Source organism: Acinetobacter calcoaceticus DSM 30006 = CIP 81.8 (genome assembly GCF_000368965.1).
GTDB classification, from domain to species: domain Bacteria; phylum Pseudomonadota; class Gammaproteobacteria; order Pseudomonadales; family Moraxellaceae; genus Acinetobacter; species Acinetobacter calcoaceticus.
Genome location: NZ_KB849780.1, coordinates 886,462 through 901,245, shown reverse-complemented (window position 1 = coordinate 901,245; position 14,784 = coordinate 886,462). Strand labels below are relative to the sequence as shown.

15 protein-coding genes are annotated in these 14,784 nt (G+C 39.4%); 5 read left to right on the top strand and 10 right to left on the bottom strand.

The window, feature by feature from the left end:
• Positions 1-2: 2 nt before the first annotated feature.
• Genes hcaC through hcaE form a run of 3 tightly spaced genes read right to left on the bottom strand, consistent with a single transcriptional unit; the run spans position 3 to position 2,286 of the window.
• Positions 3-329: a 3-phenylpropionate/cinnamic acid dioxygenase ferredoxin subunit gene (gene hcaC, locus F936_RS09170; RefSeq protein WP_005046830.1), complete on the bottom strand. Its 327-nt coding sequence runs from the start codon at positions 327-329 to the stop codon at positions 3-5.
• Entirely contained in the window at positions 329-889 is a 561-nt protein-coding gene (gene hcaF, locus F936_RS09165) for a 3-phenylpropionate/cinnamic acid dioxygenase subunit beta (protein WP_005046829.1), read from the bottom strand. The genes hcaC and hcaF overlap by 1 nt, the downstream gene beginning before the upstream one ends.
• Positions 886-2,286 (bottom strand): 3-phenylpropionate/cinnamic acid dioxygenase subunit alpha, encoded by a 1,401-nt coding sequence (gene hcaE / locus F936_RS09160; protein ID WP_005046828.1) that lies wholly within the window; start codon positions 2,284-2,286, stop codon positions 886-888. The genes hcaF and hcaE overlap by 4 nt, the downstream gene beginning before the upstream one ends.
• A gap of 264 nt (positions 2,287-2,550) precedes the next feature.
• Here hcaE and hcaR point away from each other — a divergent pair, with 264 nt between their 5' ends.
• Positions 2,551-3,450: a DNA-binding transcriptional regulator HcaR gene (gene hcaR / locus F936_RS09155; protein WP_005046827.1), complete on the top strand. Its 900-nt coding sequence runs from the start codon at positions 2,551-2,553 to the stop codon at positions 3,448-3,450.
• A 116-nt stretch (positions 3,451-3,566) separates the two neighbouring features.
• Here hcaR and F936_RS09150 read toward each other — a convergent pair whose 3' ends face one another.
• The 7 genes from F936_RS09150 to F936_RS09120 all read right to left on the bottom strand — a co-directional run bounded on the left by F936_RS09150 (position 3,567) and on the right by F936_RS09120 (position 11,362).
• The gene (locus F936_RS09150) at positions 3,567-4,427 is read right to left on the bottom strand and encodes an alpha/beta fold hydrolase (protein ID WP_005046825.1); all 861 of its coding nucleotides are present in this window, start codon (positions 4,425-4,427) and stop codon (positions 3,567-3,569) included.
• Positions 4,428-4,612: 185 nt separating this feature from the next.
• Positions 4,613-5,923, bottom strand: coding sequence for an OprD family outer membrane porin (locus F936_RS09145; protein ID WP_005046823.1), 1,311 nt, complete (start codon positions 5,921-5,923; stop codon positions 4,613-4,615).
• Positions 5,924-6,340: 417 nt separating this feature from the next.
• Complete coding sequence (gene dmpG / locus F936_RS09140) at positions 6,341-7,360, bottom strand: 4-hydroxy-2-oxovalerate aldolase (RefSeq protein ID WP_005046820.1); 1,020 nt, start codon at positions 7,358-7,360, stop codon at positions 6,341-6,343.
• A gap of 11 nt (positions 7,361-7,371) precedes the next feature.
• A complete protein-coding gene (locus F936_RS09135; protein WP_005046818.1) occupies positions 7,372-8,277 on the bottom strand; it encodes an acetaldehyde dehydrogenase (acetylating) in 906 nt (301 codons plus the stop codon).
• Positions 8,278-8,288: 11 nt separating this feature from the next.
• A complete protein-coding gene (locus F936_RS09130; RefSeq protein ID WP_005046815.1) occupies positions 8,289-9,086 on the bottom strand; it encodes a fumarylacetoacetate hydrolase family protein in 798 nt (265 codons plus the stop codon).
• A gap of 485 nt (positions 9,087-9,571) precedes the next feature.
• Positions 9,572-10,366, bottom strand: coding sequence for a TorF family putative porin (locus F936_RS09125; protein ID WP_005046811.1), 795 nt, complete (start codon positions 10,364-10,366; stop codon positions 9,572-9,574).
• An 81-nt stretch (positions 10,367-10,447) separates the two neighbouring features.
• Complete coding sequence (locus F936_RS09120; protein WP_003651950.1) at positions 10,448-11,362, bottom strand: LysR family transcriptional regulator; 915 nt, start codon at positions 11,360-11,362, stop codon at positions 10,448-10,450.
• Positions 11,363-11,462: 100 nt separating this feature from the next.
• Between F936_RS09120 and F936_RS09115 the strand changes: the two genes are divergently transcribed.
• The 4 genes from F936_RS09115 (at position 11,463) to F936_RS09100 (ending at position 14,771) form a co-directional block, all read left to right on the top strand.
• Positions 11,463-12,569 (top strand): muconate/chloromuconate family cycloisomerase, encoded by a 1,107-nt coding sequence (locus F936_RS09115; RefSeq protein WP_005046808.1) that lies wholly within the window; start codon positions 11,463-11,465, stop codon positions 12,567-12,569.
• A 23-nt stretch (positions 12,570-12,592) separates the two neighbouring features.
• Positions 12,593-12,883 (top strand): muconolactone Delta-isomerase, encoded by a 291-nt coding sequence (gene catC, locus F936_RS09110; RefSeq protein ID WP_003651954.1) that lies wholly within the window; start codon positions 12,593-12,595, stop codon positions 12,881-12,883.
• Between the two features lie 161 nt (positions 12,884-13,044).
• Positions 13,045-13,965: a catechol 1,2-dioxygenase gene (gene catA, locus F936_RS09105; protein ID WP_005046806.1), complete on the top strand. Its 921-nt coding sequence runs from the start codon at positions 13,045-13,047 to the stop codon at positions 13,963-13,965.
• A 134-nt stretch (positions 13,966-14,099) separates the two neighbouring features.
• Positions 14,100-14,771 carry a 3-oxoacid CoA-transferase subunit A gene (locus F936_RS09100; protein WP_005046804.1) on the top strand — a complete coding sequence of 224 codons (672 nt, stop codon included), beginning with the start codon at positions 14,100-14,102 and terminating at the stop codon, positions 14,769-14,771.
• The last annotated feature ends 13 nt before the right edge of the window (positions 14,772-14,784 follow it).

The window sequence follows — 14,784 nt, the reverse complement described above, 5'->3', positions numbered from 1 at the left end:
CATTACGCTCCTGCCATTTCGACATAGAGTGCACCATCTTCAATCACGACAGAGAATGTCTGAATCGGATCAGTTGCTGGTACACATTGTGGTACGCCAGTTTTCAAACAAAAACGTGATGCATGAAGGGGACATTCAACCGTGCCATCATCCTCTAGGTAGCCTTCTGACATAGAAGCATTACCATGACTGCATTTATCATTCATGGCAAAAAATTCACCATTGAAATTGAACACTGCAAGTGCAGCAATATCACCTACATTACAATCTACTTTCAGCGCTTCGCCTTCATCCAACTCATCAATCTGACAAACGAAAATCTTATTCATTAGAAAAACACCGTAATATTGTGAGAAATCAAAGTCGCTTGATCGAGGGTGATATCGCGTTTAGCAATTTTCCAACCTAAACCACTGCTATCATCTTTTCGAATCAGATCAACTCGTTTACCAACATAGGTCAATACGTCTTTTTCTTTTTGCGAGCGATAAAGCAAATAATTACTAAAAACTTGATATTCATTTGCTTGCGTAGTTGCTTCGACCCGAATATTAGTAATCAAATGACGAGTACGTGATGGCGGTTCTTCGGACCACGACATTCCTGTTTCTAACTTTGCTACACGGCGCTCTAGTACAAATTTGTCGTCGTGATAAATCCATGTTGATGGTGGTGCAATACATTTACGACGATCACGTGTTTGCGCATTTGTCGTCGTTTTGAGCGTATATAAAATATCTTCGCTTAAGATGTCCAACCAATCTCGGAATTTCCAATCATCTAACAACTGTGCTTCTGCATATAGAAACTGACTAATGTCGTGGTGAAGTTCCAATCCAATAGAACGCCATACTGGCTGTGGTTTTAACGAGTCAATGATCTGGTTCATTTCACAAGCTCCTTCTCATCCTTTTTAGCCGCTTTTTTCAGAAGCTCTTGCTCATAAGCCTCATCTGCCCGTTGTACATCTTCCCATTTTTCATGCATCAACAGGTTTGCCCAATGACGATACATGCCACGTGCAGCTGTTTCAGAAAAAACATGGTTAGTAATACCGGGGATACCATCTTCACGGTATTTTTCATTACCAAGACCCATTTCCATAATGAGTTTGCTTTTTCGCGCTTTATAACCACGTAACACTTTCTGGATCTCAATCCAGTTTTCACCATCGTCTGCTTCAGCAAAACCAGCTGGGCCAAATGCTCGGCAAGCATTCAACTCCATCGCTTCTTTGATGTGCTGCGGTGCTGCTTTGTCCGTGATACAGAAAGCCCAAACTTCGGTTTTATCTGGTCCACGTGGATGCCAAATACGCATCGTCGTCATACCATTCAACCAAGATAAAGTTGGGAACATGGTGTTATGTCCAGCCAAACGTAAAGCACGAGTGTCGCCCAAACGCTCTTTGGTTTCCTCATAGGTTTCACGGAAGTAATCTGCTACTTGACCATCAACCCAGAAATTGGCATCTGGTTTTTCGGTCAGAAAGAAACCTGAACCATGGCCACGTTGACCATATTGCACACAACTTTCTGCTGTTTCCCAAACTGGACGTGCCGTTTGTGCTGCACCTAATGCTTTTGATGCATCATCAGGTTTACCACCTAAAACTTGTACTGCAGAGGCATGCGAGTACGGCGCGTGGTATTGATCAGAAGCAAACTGTTCTGCTGCAAATTTCCAGTTACAGTTAATTTCCCATTTATGAATACCACCAATGACTTCCGAACCACCTTCACGGCGGTCAATCATTGCATCCAGATACCAAGCAATATCACCCATATAGTCGAGTAATTCGGGTGTGTCATCTGCCCAACAACCAAAAACCAAACCTTTATAGCTTGCAACACGAGGAACCTCTTGCAACCCCCATTGTTCTTTACAAGCCCCATGTGGAAAAGCGATACCTTCCAATGGAATATCTTTAAGAGAACCGTCAATCCCATAAGACCAGCCATGATATGGGCAGGTAAACGCACGCGTATTACCACAGTCAGCATAGCTAACCCGCATAGAACGGTGACGACATTGATTTAATAATGCTTTAATCGAACCGTCTTTTTGACGCGTAACAATAATTGGGTCCTCACCCATATACGTATTGAAAAAGTCGCCTGATTTTGGAATCTGGCTTTCGTGACAAAGAAATAACCAACAACGTCCAAAAACACGCTCTAACTCTAGTTCGTATAATTGTGTATCTGTATAGATAGTTGGCGAGATACGTCCATTTTGTGCATCGACTAAAGCATCGATTTCACACACTTCAATTTTTCCATTCATGAGAAGCACTCCTGCTGCCGCCAAAAACGCACAACATAAAATTCAATTTGAATGGATAATGATTTTTTAACTGTTTTAAGTGAAATATTTTATTTGTTTCAAATTAGACTTTTTATGAATTATTCATTATAGATTTTAAATATTAAAATTAAGTTCGACTGATACTGATCAGTGGTTTTATAAACGGATTTATGGTTTTCAAGCATTTAGCATATTTTATTAACTATCCAACGTTAATAATAGGATTTTGGGATCACAACTGATATGGAATTACGTCATTTACGCTACTTTGTAATGGTGGCTGAAGAACTCAACTTTAGTAAAGCTGCACTTCGCCTCTACACAGCTCAACCATCATTAAGTCAACAAATTAAAGACCTTGAGGATGAGGTTGGCGTTACATTACTACATCGCACTAAACGTAAAGTTGAACTCACTGAAGAAGGTAGCGTATTTCTTGAACAAGCCCGTCTGACTTTAGCTCAGGCGGACAAAGCAATTGCTATGGCTCGTCAAGTTTCAAAATTTAAAAAACAACAACTGACCATTGGTTTTGTTCCAGTAGTAGAAATGAAAGTTTTCCCGTGTGTTCTTCCAAGTTTACGCATACAAAATCCAAACTTAAAAATTGAATTACGGAGCATGAATAATACCGAACAAATGGAAGCCTTAAAGAAAGGTGAAATTGACATTGCCTTTATGAGAGATAACTTAAATAACGATGAAATTCAGAGTCAGTTTGTATTACGTGAACCTCTAATGCTATTGCTTCCTCGAGATCACCCACTTGCTCAGTACGAGCGTATTCCAGTGAAGCTTTTAAATAATATTGATTTTATTATCCCATCGTCAGAACAGTCGTCGATTTTACATAATACAATTCTTAATTTTGCTGAACTTCATAAAATTAAATTTAATATTGTGCAAACTGCTCATAATATTTTATTTAACATTAATTCAATAGGGATGGGATTAGGTTGCGGGATCTTGCCTAGCTATATAGAGCCGCTCACTTTAAATAATATTGTCACTAGACCCCTTGATGTCGATCTACCTTTTTTAGATTTATTTGTAAGCTATCGCAAAGACGCAGAATCTTCTGGAGTTAAAGAATTCATGGATTTATTAAGTAAAGTTTTTTACTTAAATATTAACCAGATCTAACTTATCTTATTTAATACAAAAGTCTAAGATAAAATGACAAGGCTCAGCAAAAAACCAAAATTTTTAATTTAAATACAGGAAGAATAATAATTTATCCTTCCTGTACTTTTTATATTTTATTTAACATCATGTACTGCTAAATATTGTTTAATAATCTGGTTAAATTCTTGTGCTCTTTCAACTTGCGACCAATGACCACATTGACTAAAAATATGAGCATCAGCATAAGGTACAATATTCAAAATATCCCATGTACGAGATACAGGAATAACTACATCTTGCACACCATGAATGAGTAGTACAGGAACTTGAATCTCTTTCATCTTTTCAAAATCAAGCGGGAACTCAAAACGGTCACGGTCTCGTGCACCAACAACATCCATCAATCGATCTGATGCGTAGTCATTTTTTGCTGAGTCAAAACGAACTTTAACCAATTCATCTGTGACTAAAGACTTATCGACCACAAACATTTCTAAAGTTTTACGAATACCAGCTTCTGTCAATTCAGGATTAGCATGTGCTTTAAGTGCTGCCGTCTGTTTAGCACCACCCGTTCCCATTGATACAATACCTAGTACACGCTCTGGGTAATCCAATATAAACTGGAATGCTAACCAACCACCTAAAGAATTACCTACTAACCAGGTTTTTTCAATTCCTAAAGCATCTAATACACGGACTGCATGATCTACCCATGCACGGATACCGTAAGCTGTGCCTTCTGCAACAACAGTTTGTCCATAACCAATCGAATCAATAGCAATACAGCGTGCCTGCTCAGCAATTTGTGGTAAGTTCAACCACCAGTTTGCTGCTGCTGAAACACCAGTACCCGAACCATGTAAAAATAAAATTGGAGTACCTTCTCCAAGCTCATGATAATGAGTAAGCTCGCCTGCTGCTGTTTCAATCCATTTGTCTTCCAAACCAAAAAATGGATCTGTTTTATATTCGGGGATTTGTACTGTGCCCATGTCATTCCTCTTACAATTTATACAGCTCAACTCAAGATTAAGCTGCTTTTAGTAGGCCAAATTTTAAATGTTTTACTCACCCATCTTACCTGTTCACAGCGCCTAAACTGATACTTGTTTACGATGAGGTGATACAAAAAAAATATTAATAACCATTTGTTATTTAAATAAATATTTAAAAGTATTTAAAATTTATAGGTGTATGTCGTTGCAATACGATGTTCCTGCAAATCGCTTGCTTGGCCTGCAATATTGTCGAAGTTCACATCGATATACATCCATTGAAAACCTAAGCCTTTTAACTTCCCTTCTGGCACTACGTAATTCAGAATAAAGTTGAATTCATCTTCTTTGCCTTTGCCTGTTAATGCACTTGATTCATAAGCTGAATCAATGCCCCAACCATGCCAATATTTTGCAGTGGTTTTTAAACCTTTAATGCCAAGATCACTAAAATCATAGCTATAAGCCACACCCACCGATTTCTCATCTTTACGAATAAAGCTCGCAACTGACCAGTTATCCAAATAAGGCTGAGGTACCCAACCTGCAAGGGATGGGAAATATGGTGCACCAGTTGCTGCACTCGGGTTACTACCATGGTCACCAAACATTTGCTGATAAGATAAACCTACGCTGTGTGAGCCATAAGTTAAGGTTGAGCCTATAGACAATGCCTGATTATCAATATCACCATACAAGGCATCTCCCGACTCTGTATTGTCGAAAAAACGTATGTGTGAATCGACTTTTAACTTGTCATAATTGTTTTTATAGTTCACACCCAAGTAATTTTGACGATAGATATTCGTCACATCGCCATAAAAGTAACTTGCAGACCAGTTTTTATTTAATTGGTAATCTATGCCCGCAACATACATCCCATCAGTTTTACCATCATTATTTAATGCTTTAGGCCATAGACCAAAATCCATTGGCTGATTTTCATAACGGGCATTGATACTATCCAAATAACCTAACGTTAATTTGGTGTTTTTAAGATCTTTTGACTCCAGCCATACCCCATTATAAGTGGTCAATAATTGACGTGATGGATCAAAATGAATTACTGGTGTTACAGGTAAAATTTCACCAATTCGTAATTCAGTTTGGCTGATTTTCGCTTTAAGAGTTGCTCCTATTTTTCCAAACTGGCGCTCTTGTTTTCCTGTGCCTGTACCAGAAATCCCACTGTACGGCAGAACCCAATCGGCATTACGGTCACGACCATCCAGACGCACAGCGTACTGTGCTAACACATCAACACCGAGTTGTAACGCCCCAAACTGTGCATAACCCGATTTTGCATCCAATGTCACAGCTTGCGACCAACTCCCCCAGTTTTTTGCAGGGGTGTCATCATACTGACGATCTAAATAGAAGTTTTTAAATTTAAGCTGAACCTGACTATCTTCAACAAAACCAGCATGTGTGCCAGTAACCCCTATTGTTGCTATTGCGCAAGCCATTGCGATCCATAACGTTTGACGACGCATTGCGTACTTCCTTTCAATCAATCCATGAAACCAAGCCCTATCATGCTCAACTCTATTTTTATGAAAAATTCGACTAGAGTATTAAGATATTTTTCTTTTTAAACTCAATGCTTTAAAAAAATGTTACTTTTCCAGTAATGAAGATTTTTAACAGATCACTAAAAACGATTAATCACCTCCTAAAAACCAGAATAAGTATTTGTTATATATATATATTTTATTAAAATAGCTTTATTTTAATTCGCTATTTTTAATTTTCTAATCGTTTTTTTATTTAAATAGAAACACATCCAATCAAAAATGATGTCCATCCATTTATAGAAAATAACGCTTACACCCAAGTTATTTCATCTAGATCAAATCATTAGATGAAAAAAAGCACTCTCGTGGAGTGCTCTTTTTCATTTATAAAAAAACTTATGCGCTCATTACTTTCGCTTTTGACATGGTCAAGGCAAGATCTTCAATCATATCCTCCTGTCCCCCAACCGTACCACGGCGACCAAGCTCTAATAAAATTTCACGTGCAGAGACACCATATTTAGCTTCAGCACGTTTTGCAAACAACAAGAAAGAAGAATATACACCTGCATAACCTAACGTTGCTGCATCACGATCTGCACGAATTGGATTTAGCATCATTGGAATCACAAGATCTTCTGCAATATCCTGTACTTTAAACAAGTCTACGCCTGTTTCTATTTGCATACGATTTGCAACTGCAATAAATAACTCAAGTGGTGTATTGCCTGCTCCAGCTCCTAGACCAGCTGCCGCCAAGTCGACCCGAATTGCACCAGCGTCAACCGCAGCAACGGTATTGGCAACGCCCATACCCAAGTTATGGTGACCATGGAAACCTAACTCAATACTGCTATCAAGTTCTTGACGGAGTAATCCAACCCGATCGGTAACATCTTGTGGCAACATGTACCCAGCAGAGTCAGTGACATAAATACAGTTAGCACCGTAAGACACCATTTTTTTTGCTTCTTCTAGCAAATGTTGTGGCGATGCCATATGTGCCAACATTAGAAAGCCTACTGTGTCCATTCCCAATTTTCGTGCAGCAGTAATATGCTGCTCAGACACATCTGCTTCTGTACAGTGTGTTGCGACACGAATGGTTGAAACACCAATCTCATATGCCATTTTTAAATGATCAACTGTTCCAATCCCAGGCAATAACAACGCTGACACCTTGGCATTTTTCATGCGTGGCACAACAGCAGATAAATACTCTTCATCTGTTGCAGCAGCGAAACCGTAGTTAACGGAACTCCCCCCTAAGCCATCACCATGAGTCACTTCAATTAATGGCACACCCGCTTCGTCTAACGCGGTTGAAATGGCAATCATTTGCTCAACTGTAGTTTGATGACGTTGTGGATGCATACCATCACGTAAAGTCATATCATGCACAATAATCTTAGACATACGGTTTCTCCTTAAACAACTTCAGCTTTTTGATTAGATAAAACACGTTCTGCAAACATTTCTGCAGTACGTGCAGCTGCCGCAGTCATAATGTCAAGATTACCTGCATATTTCGGTAAATAATCGCCTAGGCCTTCTACTTCAAGAAACATAGAAACACGATTACCATCAAATACAGGTCCATTTACCAGTTTGTAGCCGGGTACGTACTTTTGTACCTCTTTAATCATGGCATTGACTGATTCCGTAATTGCAACTTGGTCAGGCTCTCCTTCAACTAAACAATGTACTGTGTCACGCATCATTAATGGTGGTTCAGCAGGATTGATAATAATGATGGCTTTACCTTGTTTGGCACCACCAACTTTTTCAATTGCTCCAGCAGTTGTACGGGTAAATTCATCAATATTTTTACGCGTACCTGGCCCAACCGATTTAGTCGAAACCGTTGCAATGATTTCAGCATAGCTAACCGTTTGTACCCGTGAAATTGCCGCGACCATTGGAATAGTTGCTTGCCCACCACAGGTCACCATATTCACATTGGGTACTTCACCAGCATCTAACAAAGCTTCCAAATTCACTGGTGGCACACAAAATGGACCAATTGCCGCAGGAGTCAAATCAATCATTAACACCCCAAGCTCATTGAGCTTGCGACTGTTCTCTGCATGCACATATGCTGAAGTTGCATCAAAAGCAATTTTGATATCATCTTCAAGTACATGAGGTAATAAACCATCAACGCCTTCAGCCGTGGTTTTTAAACCCATTGTTGCAGCACGAGCTAAGCCTTCAGAAGTAGGATCAATTCCAACCATCCATACCGGCTCTAAAACTTCACTACGCTGCAATTTATACAACAAATCTGTTCCAATATTTCCTGGACCAATTAAGGCACATTTTATCTTTTTCATTTCCTTATCCTTTATTCAGCAGCAAAGCATGCAACAACTGAATTGAAGCCTTCAATTTCAACTTTAAACTCATCCCCAGGATGAGCCACCACCATTGGACCCAATGCCCCAGTCAGGACAATATCTCCTGCTTGTAATGGACGTCCGCGTCGTACCATTTCATCCGCTAACCAAACTGCTGCATTCAATGGATTCGCTAAACAAGCTTTACCAACACCTTGCGAAACGACCTCATCACCACGAGTCATCGTCATTTTGCAGTTAACTAAATCAAGTTGATTAAGCTGTACTGGACGTGAACCCAACACAAAAGCTGCACTTGATGCATTGTCAGCAACCGTGTCAATCAATGAGATTTTCCAGTTCTCAATGCGACTATCGACTATTTCAATAGCCGGTAAGGCATAGTCAGTTGCACTAATAATGTCTGCATATGTATGTCGGACTTGGGTTAAATCCTTTTTGAGTACGAGCGCAATTTCAGCTTCAACTTTTGGCTGAATGAACTTACCCGCTGGAATGACTTCACCATCGCCATATGCCATATCAGCAAATAACATCCCAAAGTCAGGTTGATCTACGCCGAGTTGGGCTTGTACCACTTTAGAAGTGAGGCCAATTTTACGACCTACTAAACGGCGCCCTTCCGAGAGTGCACGTACAGTATTGATTTCCTGTACTGCATAAGCGATATCCACATTTGCCTGTTCACCACCGAGTTCAGCACGAATAGGAATAATCGCAGTTTGTGATAGTTCAGCTTGTCTTAAGGCAAAAGCAACTGAATCAACAACAGCAGAATTCGACATCAATATTTCCTTAAACTGCAAAATTGAACGTATACTGCGTTACTGAAGGTATAAAAACGGAATACGAAGTTCAGGCAAAGTTAGACACAACAAATCCCTTGTATTTTCCGAGACAGCTACCTACTGGAACGTGTACATAAAACAGTTTAAGAATGGAAAAATCCCCATCTAAATGCCAATACTTATTTTGTTTCATATAATAGTTTTTATTTATAATCAGCCCACAAATGCCTTTGAAGATTAATATTAAGTATCCATAATAATTTTATTAGAGTTCAAAAAATAATAATTTTATATATTTCCAATTTTATATTTCACTGCGGATAATCCCATGTTTAGAGATTATTGAAGACACTAGGATAGTGCTTAATTTGCCTACCTTAATTAATTTAAAAGCATAAATAAAAAGTCCATTTTAACTACGTTTGAAAGTTTACAGATATCTTTCAAACGTAGTTAATCAGACCAATATTAATAAGTTTAACTTAAAAAATTTTTTTTACAGACACTGTAAATGTTGAGTCAATCGGATTTGAAATAGGTGCATCCGGTTCACCATTACTATACTTCTTATAGAACCCATTTCTATCCCAAGCTTTGGTATAGGCCACCCCCGTATTCCAGCCAGCGCCTAAATCCTTAATAAGCTCGACTTTCATATCTTGGAAATTAGCTTCCGAGAAATTTTTAATTCTTTCATAGCCATAATGGGCACCAAAAGTCCAAGTGTCATTTATTGGCTGTGTAAAAGTTAAATCCAGATATGTTGTTCCTCTTGAACGTTTACCCTCAGGGCCGCCCATCGTCTTGGAGTTATAGCCAGCATAATCTGGCGTGTAAGTAATAAAGTATTTAAGCGTTAAAGGTCCATAACCAATTTGAGGCACAATTTCGCCATAGTTATAACTGGTACTACCCGTTTCAGGTGTGCTTTCAGCTCCCGGATAGTAGTAATAAAAAACCGTCATACCAGCCGAAAACTTATCAAAAGTTTTTATATAACCTGCATAAAAATCCCACTCAACTGAAGCATCTCTAAGATAGTTAGAACTCACATTCGATGCCCAAGTACCCACAAATAATCCATTTGGATTTGCATAATCTAAACCAATCTGTAAAGCTGGCTTACCCCATGTTTGCTGGAAACCACGTGATATATATTGACTCGCGAAGGTTACATTTGCATTGTATGGAGAAATTTGTTCTTGTTCATTTAATTGTTCAGCATGTACAACACCAGTAGACATAATGAGAGAAGCTAGTCCTAAAATTTTTCTCATTCAATAATTCCTTTTACATATTACCTATAGGTTTAAAGTTTTAAAATAACATGAAAATTCAATCTTAATCGTATTAAAAAGTTATAAATTCAAATTTCTGGACACTTCTTCTTCGCTATAGATCTCTTCAATACAATCTAAAATTTTAGGAATATACGAACTTTGGTCCATGTTGCGCATGGATAGAGAAATGGGACTATAAGCTTCTAAGTCTAAGATATTTAAGTAAGTTAGATTCTTCATTCCAATGTCACAGGCACTTTCCGGAATAATACAAATACCCTCACCCGATGCCACTAATCCCAATGCCATATGAATTTCGCGGACTTCGGTGAGTTTGGCTGGAATTAAACCCAACTTGGTAAATAAAGCTTGAATGGTGGTCGAAAAATTTGGCTTAGGTGTAGTGGGATAAGAAAAAATCGTCTCATTAATGATTTGAGATAAGTAAATTCCTGAATCTTGAAATTCACTTAATGGATGCTTTTTATGAATCGCTAATTTTAATTTTTCTTTTCTGAGTAAAAGTCTCTTAATGGCAGGATCACTAATGGGTAGTCGACCAAAACCTAAATCGATTTTGCCTAACTTTAAAGCCTCGACCTGATCTCGTGTGCCACATTCAATCAGTTCAACATGGATATCTGGATTTTTCTGCCTAAATAGATAAATGACCTGTGGTAAGCGTCCGTAAAGCAATGAGCTGACATAGCCCACTTTGACAATGTTATCGACCAACTTCATTTTTTTAGCCATAGAAGCGGCTTGAGCAGTATGCGTTAAAATCTGCACAGCATGTTGGTAAAAAAACAGACCTGCTTCTGTCGCTTTTAATGGACGAGAGCCCTTCACAAACAAATCAATCCCTAACTCTTCCTCTAGTTTTTTGATTTGACGTGTGAGTGGTGGCTGAGCAATAAAAAGCTTTTCTGCGGCTTTAGTCAGACTTTGTTCTTCAACAACGGTAACAAAATAACGTAGATGTCTTAATTCCATTAATATACCTTTTTAGTATCTTAAAATACCGTTCTATATCTATTTTAGGCTATTACATTCTTCTATGGTATGTAAACAAGTTTGAAATAGTTGAAACTTCATGTATAGAACCATAGAAACCATACTTGTGGATATTCCAACTATCCGTCCTCACCAGCTGTCTGTAACTACAATGCGTACTCAGACTTTGGTGCTCGTTAAAATTACGACCATGGATGGTATTGTCGGTTGGGGTGAAGCGACCACCATTGGTGGACTGAACTATGGTGAAGAAAGTCCTGAAAGTGTCAAAGCCAATATTGATACTTACTTTGCACCATTACTCGCATCAGTTAAAGATTTAAACGTTGCCCAAACACTAAAACTGATTCGTAAAAATATTAATGGTAACCGCTTTGCGAAATGTGCCATTCAGACTGCTCTACTTGATATTCAGGCAAAACGTTTAGGCGTGCCATTAAGCGAAGTTTTAGGTGGACGTCTACGTAATAGTTTACCTGTACTTTGGACCCTTGCGTCTGGCGACACAGAAAAAGATATTGCTGAAGCTCAAAAAATGATTGAGTTGAAACGTCATAATACGTTCAAGCTCAAAATTGGTGCTCGCCCTTTGCAACACGATGTTGATCATGTCATTGCAATTAAAAAAGCACTAGGTGCAGATATTAGTGTACGTGTCGATGTAAATCGTGCATGGTCAGAGCTGGAATGTATCCAAGGTATTCAACAGCTGCAAGATGGCGGAATTGATTTAATTGAACAGCCGTGTGCTATTCAAAATACTGAAGCACTTGCTCGTTTAACACATCGTTTTGATGTCGCAATCATGGCGGATGAAGCTTTAACTGGGCCAGACAGCGCATACCGTATTGCAAAAAGCCATGGGGCTGACGTATTTGCGGTAAAAATTGAACAATCTGGTGGTCTGATCGAAGCATGTGAAGTGGCCAAGGTTGCAGGTTTGGCTGGAATTGATCTTTATGGCGGCACCATGCTTGAAGGCCCTGTAGGTAGCATTGCTTCTGCTCATGCATTTGCAACCTTTGAAACATTAGCGTTTGGTACTGAATTATTTGGTCCGTTATTGCTTACCGAAGAAATTTTGAAAGAACCGCTACGTTACGAAAACTTTGAATTGCACTTGCCAACAGCTCCGGGCTTAGGCATTGAAATTGATGAAGATAAAGTCGATAAGTTACGTCGTTAAGGCAACAGGATAAGGAGTTTCCCATGTTATTTCATGTACGTATGGATGTGCATATTCCACTTGATATGCCAGCCGACAAAGCAAATGAAATTAAGGCTGTTGAAAAAGCCTATTCGCAAGATCTACAACGTCAAGGTAAATGGCGACACATCTGGCGAGTTACAGGCCAGTACTCAAACATCAGTATTTTTGATGTTGAGAGCAATGAAGAGTTGCACAACATTTTACAAGGATTACCTCTCTATCCTTACATGAACATCGAAGTAATGGCACTTAATCGTCACCCTTCTTCTGTTCGTGATGATGATTCGTAATCTAAGAAAATAGTTTGAGTGTGTGGTCTGAAACACACTTAGAAATTAAATACATTGATTCAAAAGGTAACAAGGAACGTGGCAGTCATTATTCGCTAGCAAAACAAAATGCCAGCCCCACTGCCACCCAAAACCGTATTGCATACTTAAGGAGTTTTAGTATGAACCGTCAACAAATTGATGCGCTTGTAAAACAAATGAATGTCGACACAGCTAAAGGCGAAGTCGATGCACGTGTTCAACAAATTGTAGTGCGCCTTCTCGGGGATTTATTTCAAGCCATCGAAGACTTAGACATCCAACCTTCAGAAGTATGGAAAGGTTTGGAATATTTCACAGATGCAGGTCAAGCAAACGAACTTGGACTTTTAGCAGCCGGCTTAGGTTTAGAACACTATCTTGATTTACGTGCAGATGAAGCAGATGCAAAAGCTGGCGTTACTGGTGGCACACCTCGTACTATCGAAGGCCCACTTTACGTAGCTGGTGCGCCTGAATCTGTTGGTTTTTCGCGTATGGATGATGGCACTGAAACAGGCAAAATCGATACCTTAATTATTGAAGGTACTGTGACTGATGCCAATGGCAATATCATTGAAAATGCAAAAGTTGAAGTATGGCATGCTAACAGCTTGGGTAATTACTCATTCTTTGATAAGTCTCAATCTGACTTCAACTTACGCCGTAGTATTTTGACTGATGCTGATGGTAAATATGTTGCATTAACGACTATGCCAGTGGGTTATGGTTGCCCTCCGGAAGGTACAACTCAAGCCCTTCTTAACAAGTTAGGCCGTCATGGTAACCGCCCATCGCACGTTCATTACTTCGTGTCTGCACCGGGCTTCCGTAAGCTTACAACTCAATTCAACATTGAGGGTGATGAGTACTTATGGGACGATTTTGCCTTCGCAACTCGTGATGGCTTAGTTGCAACAGCAGTTGATGTAACTGACCCTGCTGAAATTCAACGCCGTGGTTTAGATCACGCTTTCAAACACATCACATTTAACATCGAACTTGTTAAAGATGCCGCTGCTGCACCTTCAACTGAAGTTGAACGTCGTCGCGCTAGTGCTTAATTGAAAGTGTATGTGAGTTAAAAGTTCGCTTTTGACTCACAAAATTTATTCCATTTATTACTACCATTAAGAATTTAAATAAATTTTTAGCGGTAGTAATACATCACGTTACCTCATGCTCTAAGGTTTCTCACATGATTGACAAAAGTAAGTCCTCTCTTAGCGAGGTTCTATCGCAGATTAAAGATGGTGCCACCATCCTGATTGGTGGTTTTGGTACCGCAGGACAACCCGCTGAACTCATTGATGGACTGATTGAACTGGGTGTTAAAGGCCTGACTATTGTTAGCAATAACGCCGGTAATGGCGATTATGGTCTGGCTAAACTGCTGAAAGCCGGTTCAGTTAAAAAAGTGATTTGTTCTTTCCCTCGTCAGTCAGACTCTTATGTGTTTGATGAACTGTACCGTGCCGGAAAAGTAGAGCTTGAAGTGGTACCCCAAGGTAATCTGGCTTGCCGTATTCAGGCAGCGGGTATGGGACTTGGCGCTGTGTTTACCCCAACAGGCTTTGGAACACTTTTAGCTGAAGGCAAAGAAACACGCGAGATCGATGGTAAAGATTACGTACTTGAATATCCAATTAAAGCAGATTTCGCACTCATTAAAGCCTACAAAGGCGACCGTTGGGGCAATCTGGTTTACCGTAAATCTGCCCGTAACTTTGGTCCGATCATGGCCATGGCAGCTGATGTCACCATTGTTCAGGTCTCTGAGGTAATTGAGTTAGGTGGATTAGATCCAGAGCACATCATCACCCCAGGTATTTTTGTACAGCATGTTGTACAAGTCCAGCCAGCACAGTAAGCAATAAGGAGAA

Excerpts from the sequence above, each read along its gene's own strand:
- hcaR (WP_005046827.1), top strand. The coding sequence starts at position 2,551 with ATGGAATTACGTCATTTACGCTACTTTGTAATGGTGGCTGAAGAACTC.
- F936_RS09145 (WP_005046823.1), bottom strand. The coding sequence starts at position 5,923 with ATGCGTCGTCAAACGTTATGGATCGCAATGGCTTGCGCAATAGCAACA.
- hcaC (WP_005046830.1), bottom strand. The coding sequence starts at position 329 with ATGAATAAGATTTTCGTTTGTCAGATTGATGAGTTGGATGAAGGCGAA.
- catA (WP_005046806.1), top strand. The coding sequence starts at position 13,045 with ATGAACCGTCAACAAATTGATGCGCTTGTAAAACAAATGAATGTCGAC.
- F936_RS09130 (WP_005046815.1), bottom strand. The coding sequence starts at position 9,086 with ATGTCGAATTCTGCTGTTGTTGATTCAGTTGCTTTTGCCTTAAGACAA.
- F936_RS09150 (WP_005046825.1), bottom strand. The coding sequence starts at position 4,427 with ATGGGCACAGTACAAATCCCCGAATATAAAACAGATCCATTTTTTGGT.
- catC (WP_003651954.1), top strand. The coding sequence starts at position 12,593 with ATGTTATTTCATGTACGTATGGATGTGCATATTCCACTTGATATGCCA.
- F936_RS09125 (WP_005046811.1), bottom strand. The coding sequence starts at position 10,366 with ATGAGAAAAATTTTAGGACTAGCTTCTCTCATTATGTCTACTGGTGTT.
- F936_RS09135 (WP_005046818.1), bottom strand. The coding sequence starts at position 8,277 with ATGAAAAAGATAAAATGTGCCTTAATTGGTCCAGGAAATATTGGAACA.
- dmpG (WP_005046820.1), bottom strand. The coding sequence starts at position 7,360 with ATGTCTAAGATTATTGTGCATGATATGACTTTACGTGATGGTATGCAT.
- F936_RS09100 (WP_005046804.1), top strand. The coding sequence starts at position 14,100 with ATGATTGACAAAAGTAAGTCCTCTCTTAGCGAGGTTCTATCGCAGATT.
- F936_RS09115 (WP_005046808.1), top strand. The coding sequence starts at position 11,463 with ATGTATAGAACCATAGAAACCATACTTGTGGATATTCCAACTATCCGT.
- hcaE (WP_005046828.1), bottom strand. The coding sequence starts at position 2,286 with ATGAATGGAAAAATTGAAGTGTGTGAAATCGATGCTTTAGTCGATGCA.
- hcaF (WP_005046829.1), bottom strand. The coding sequence starts at position 889 with ATGAACCAGATCATTGACTCGTTAAAACCACAGCCAGTATGGCGTTCT.
- F936_RS09120 (WP_003651950.1), bottom strand. The coding sequence starts at position 11,362 with ATGGAATTAAGACATCTACGTTATTTTGTTACCGTTGTTGAAGAACAA.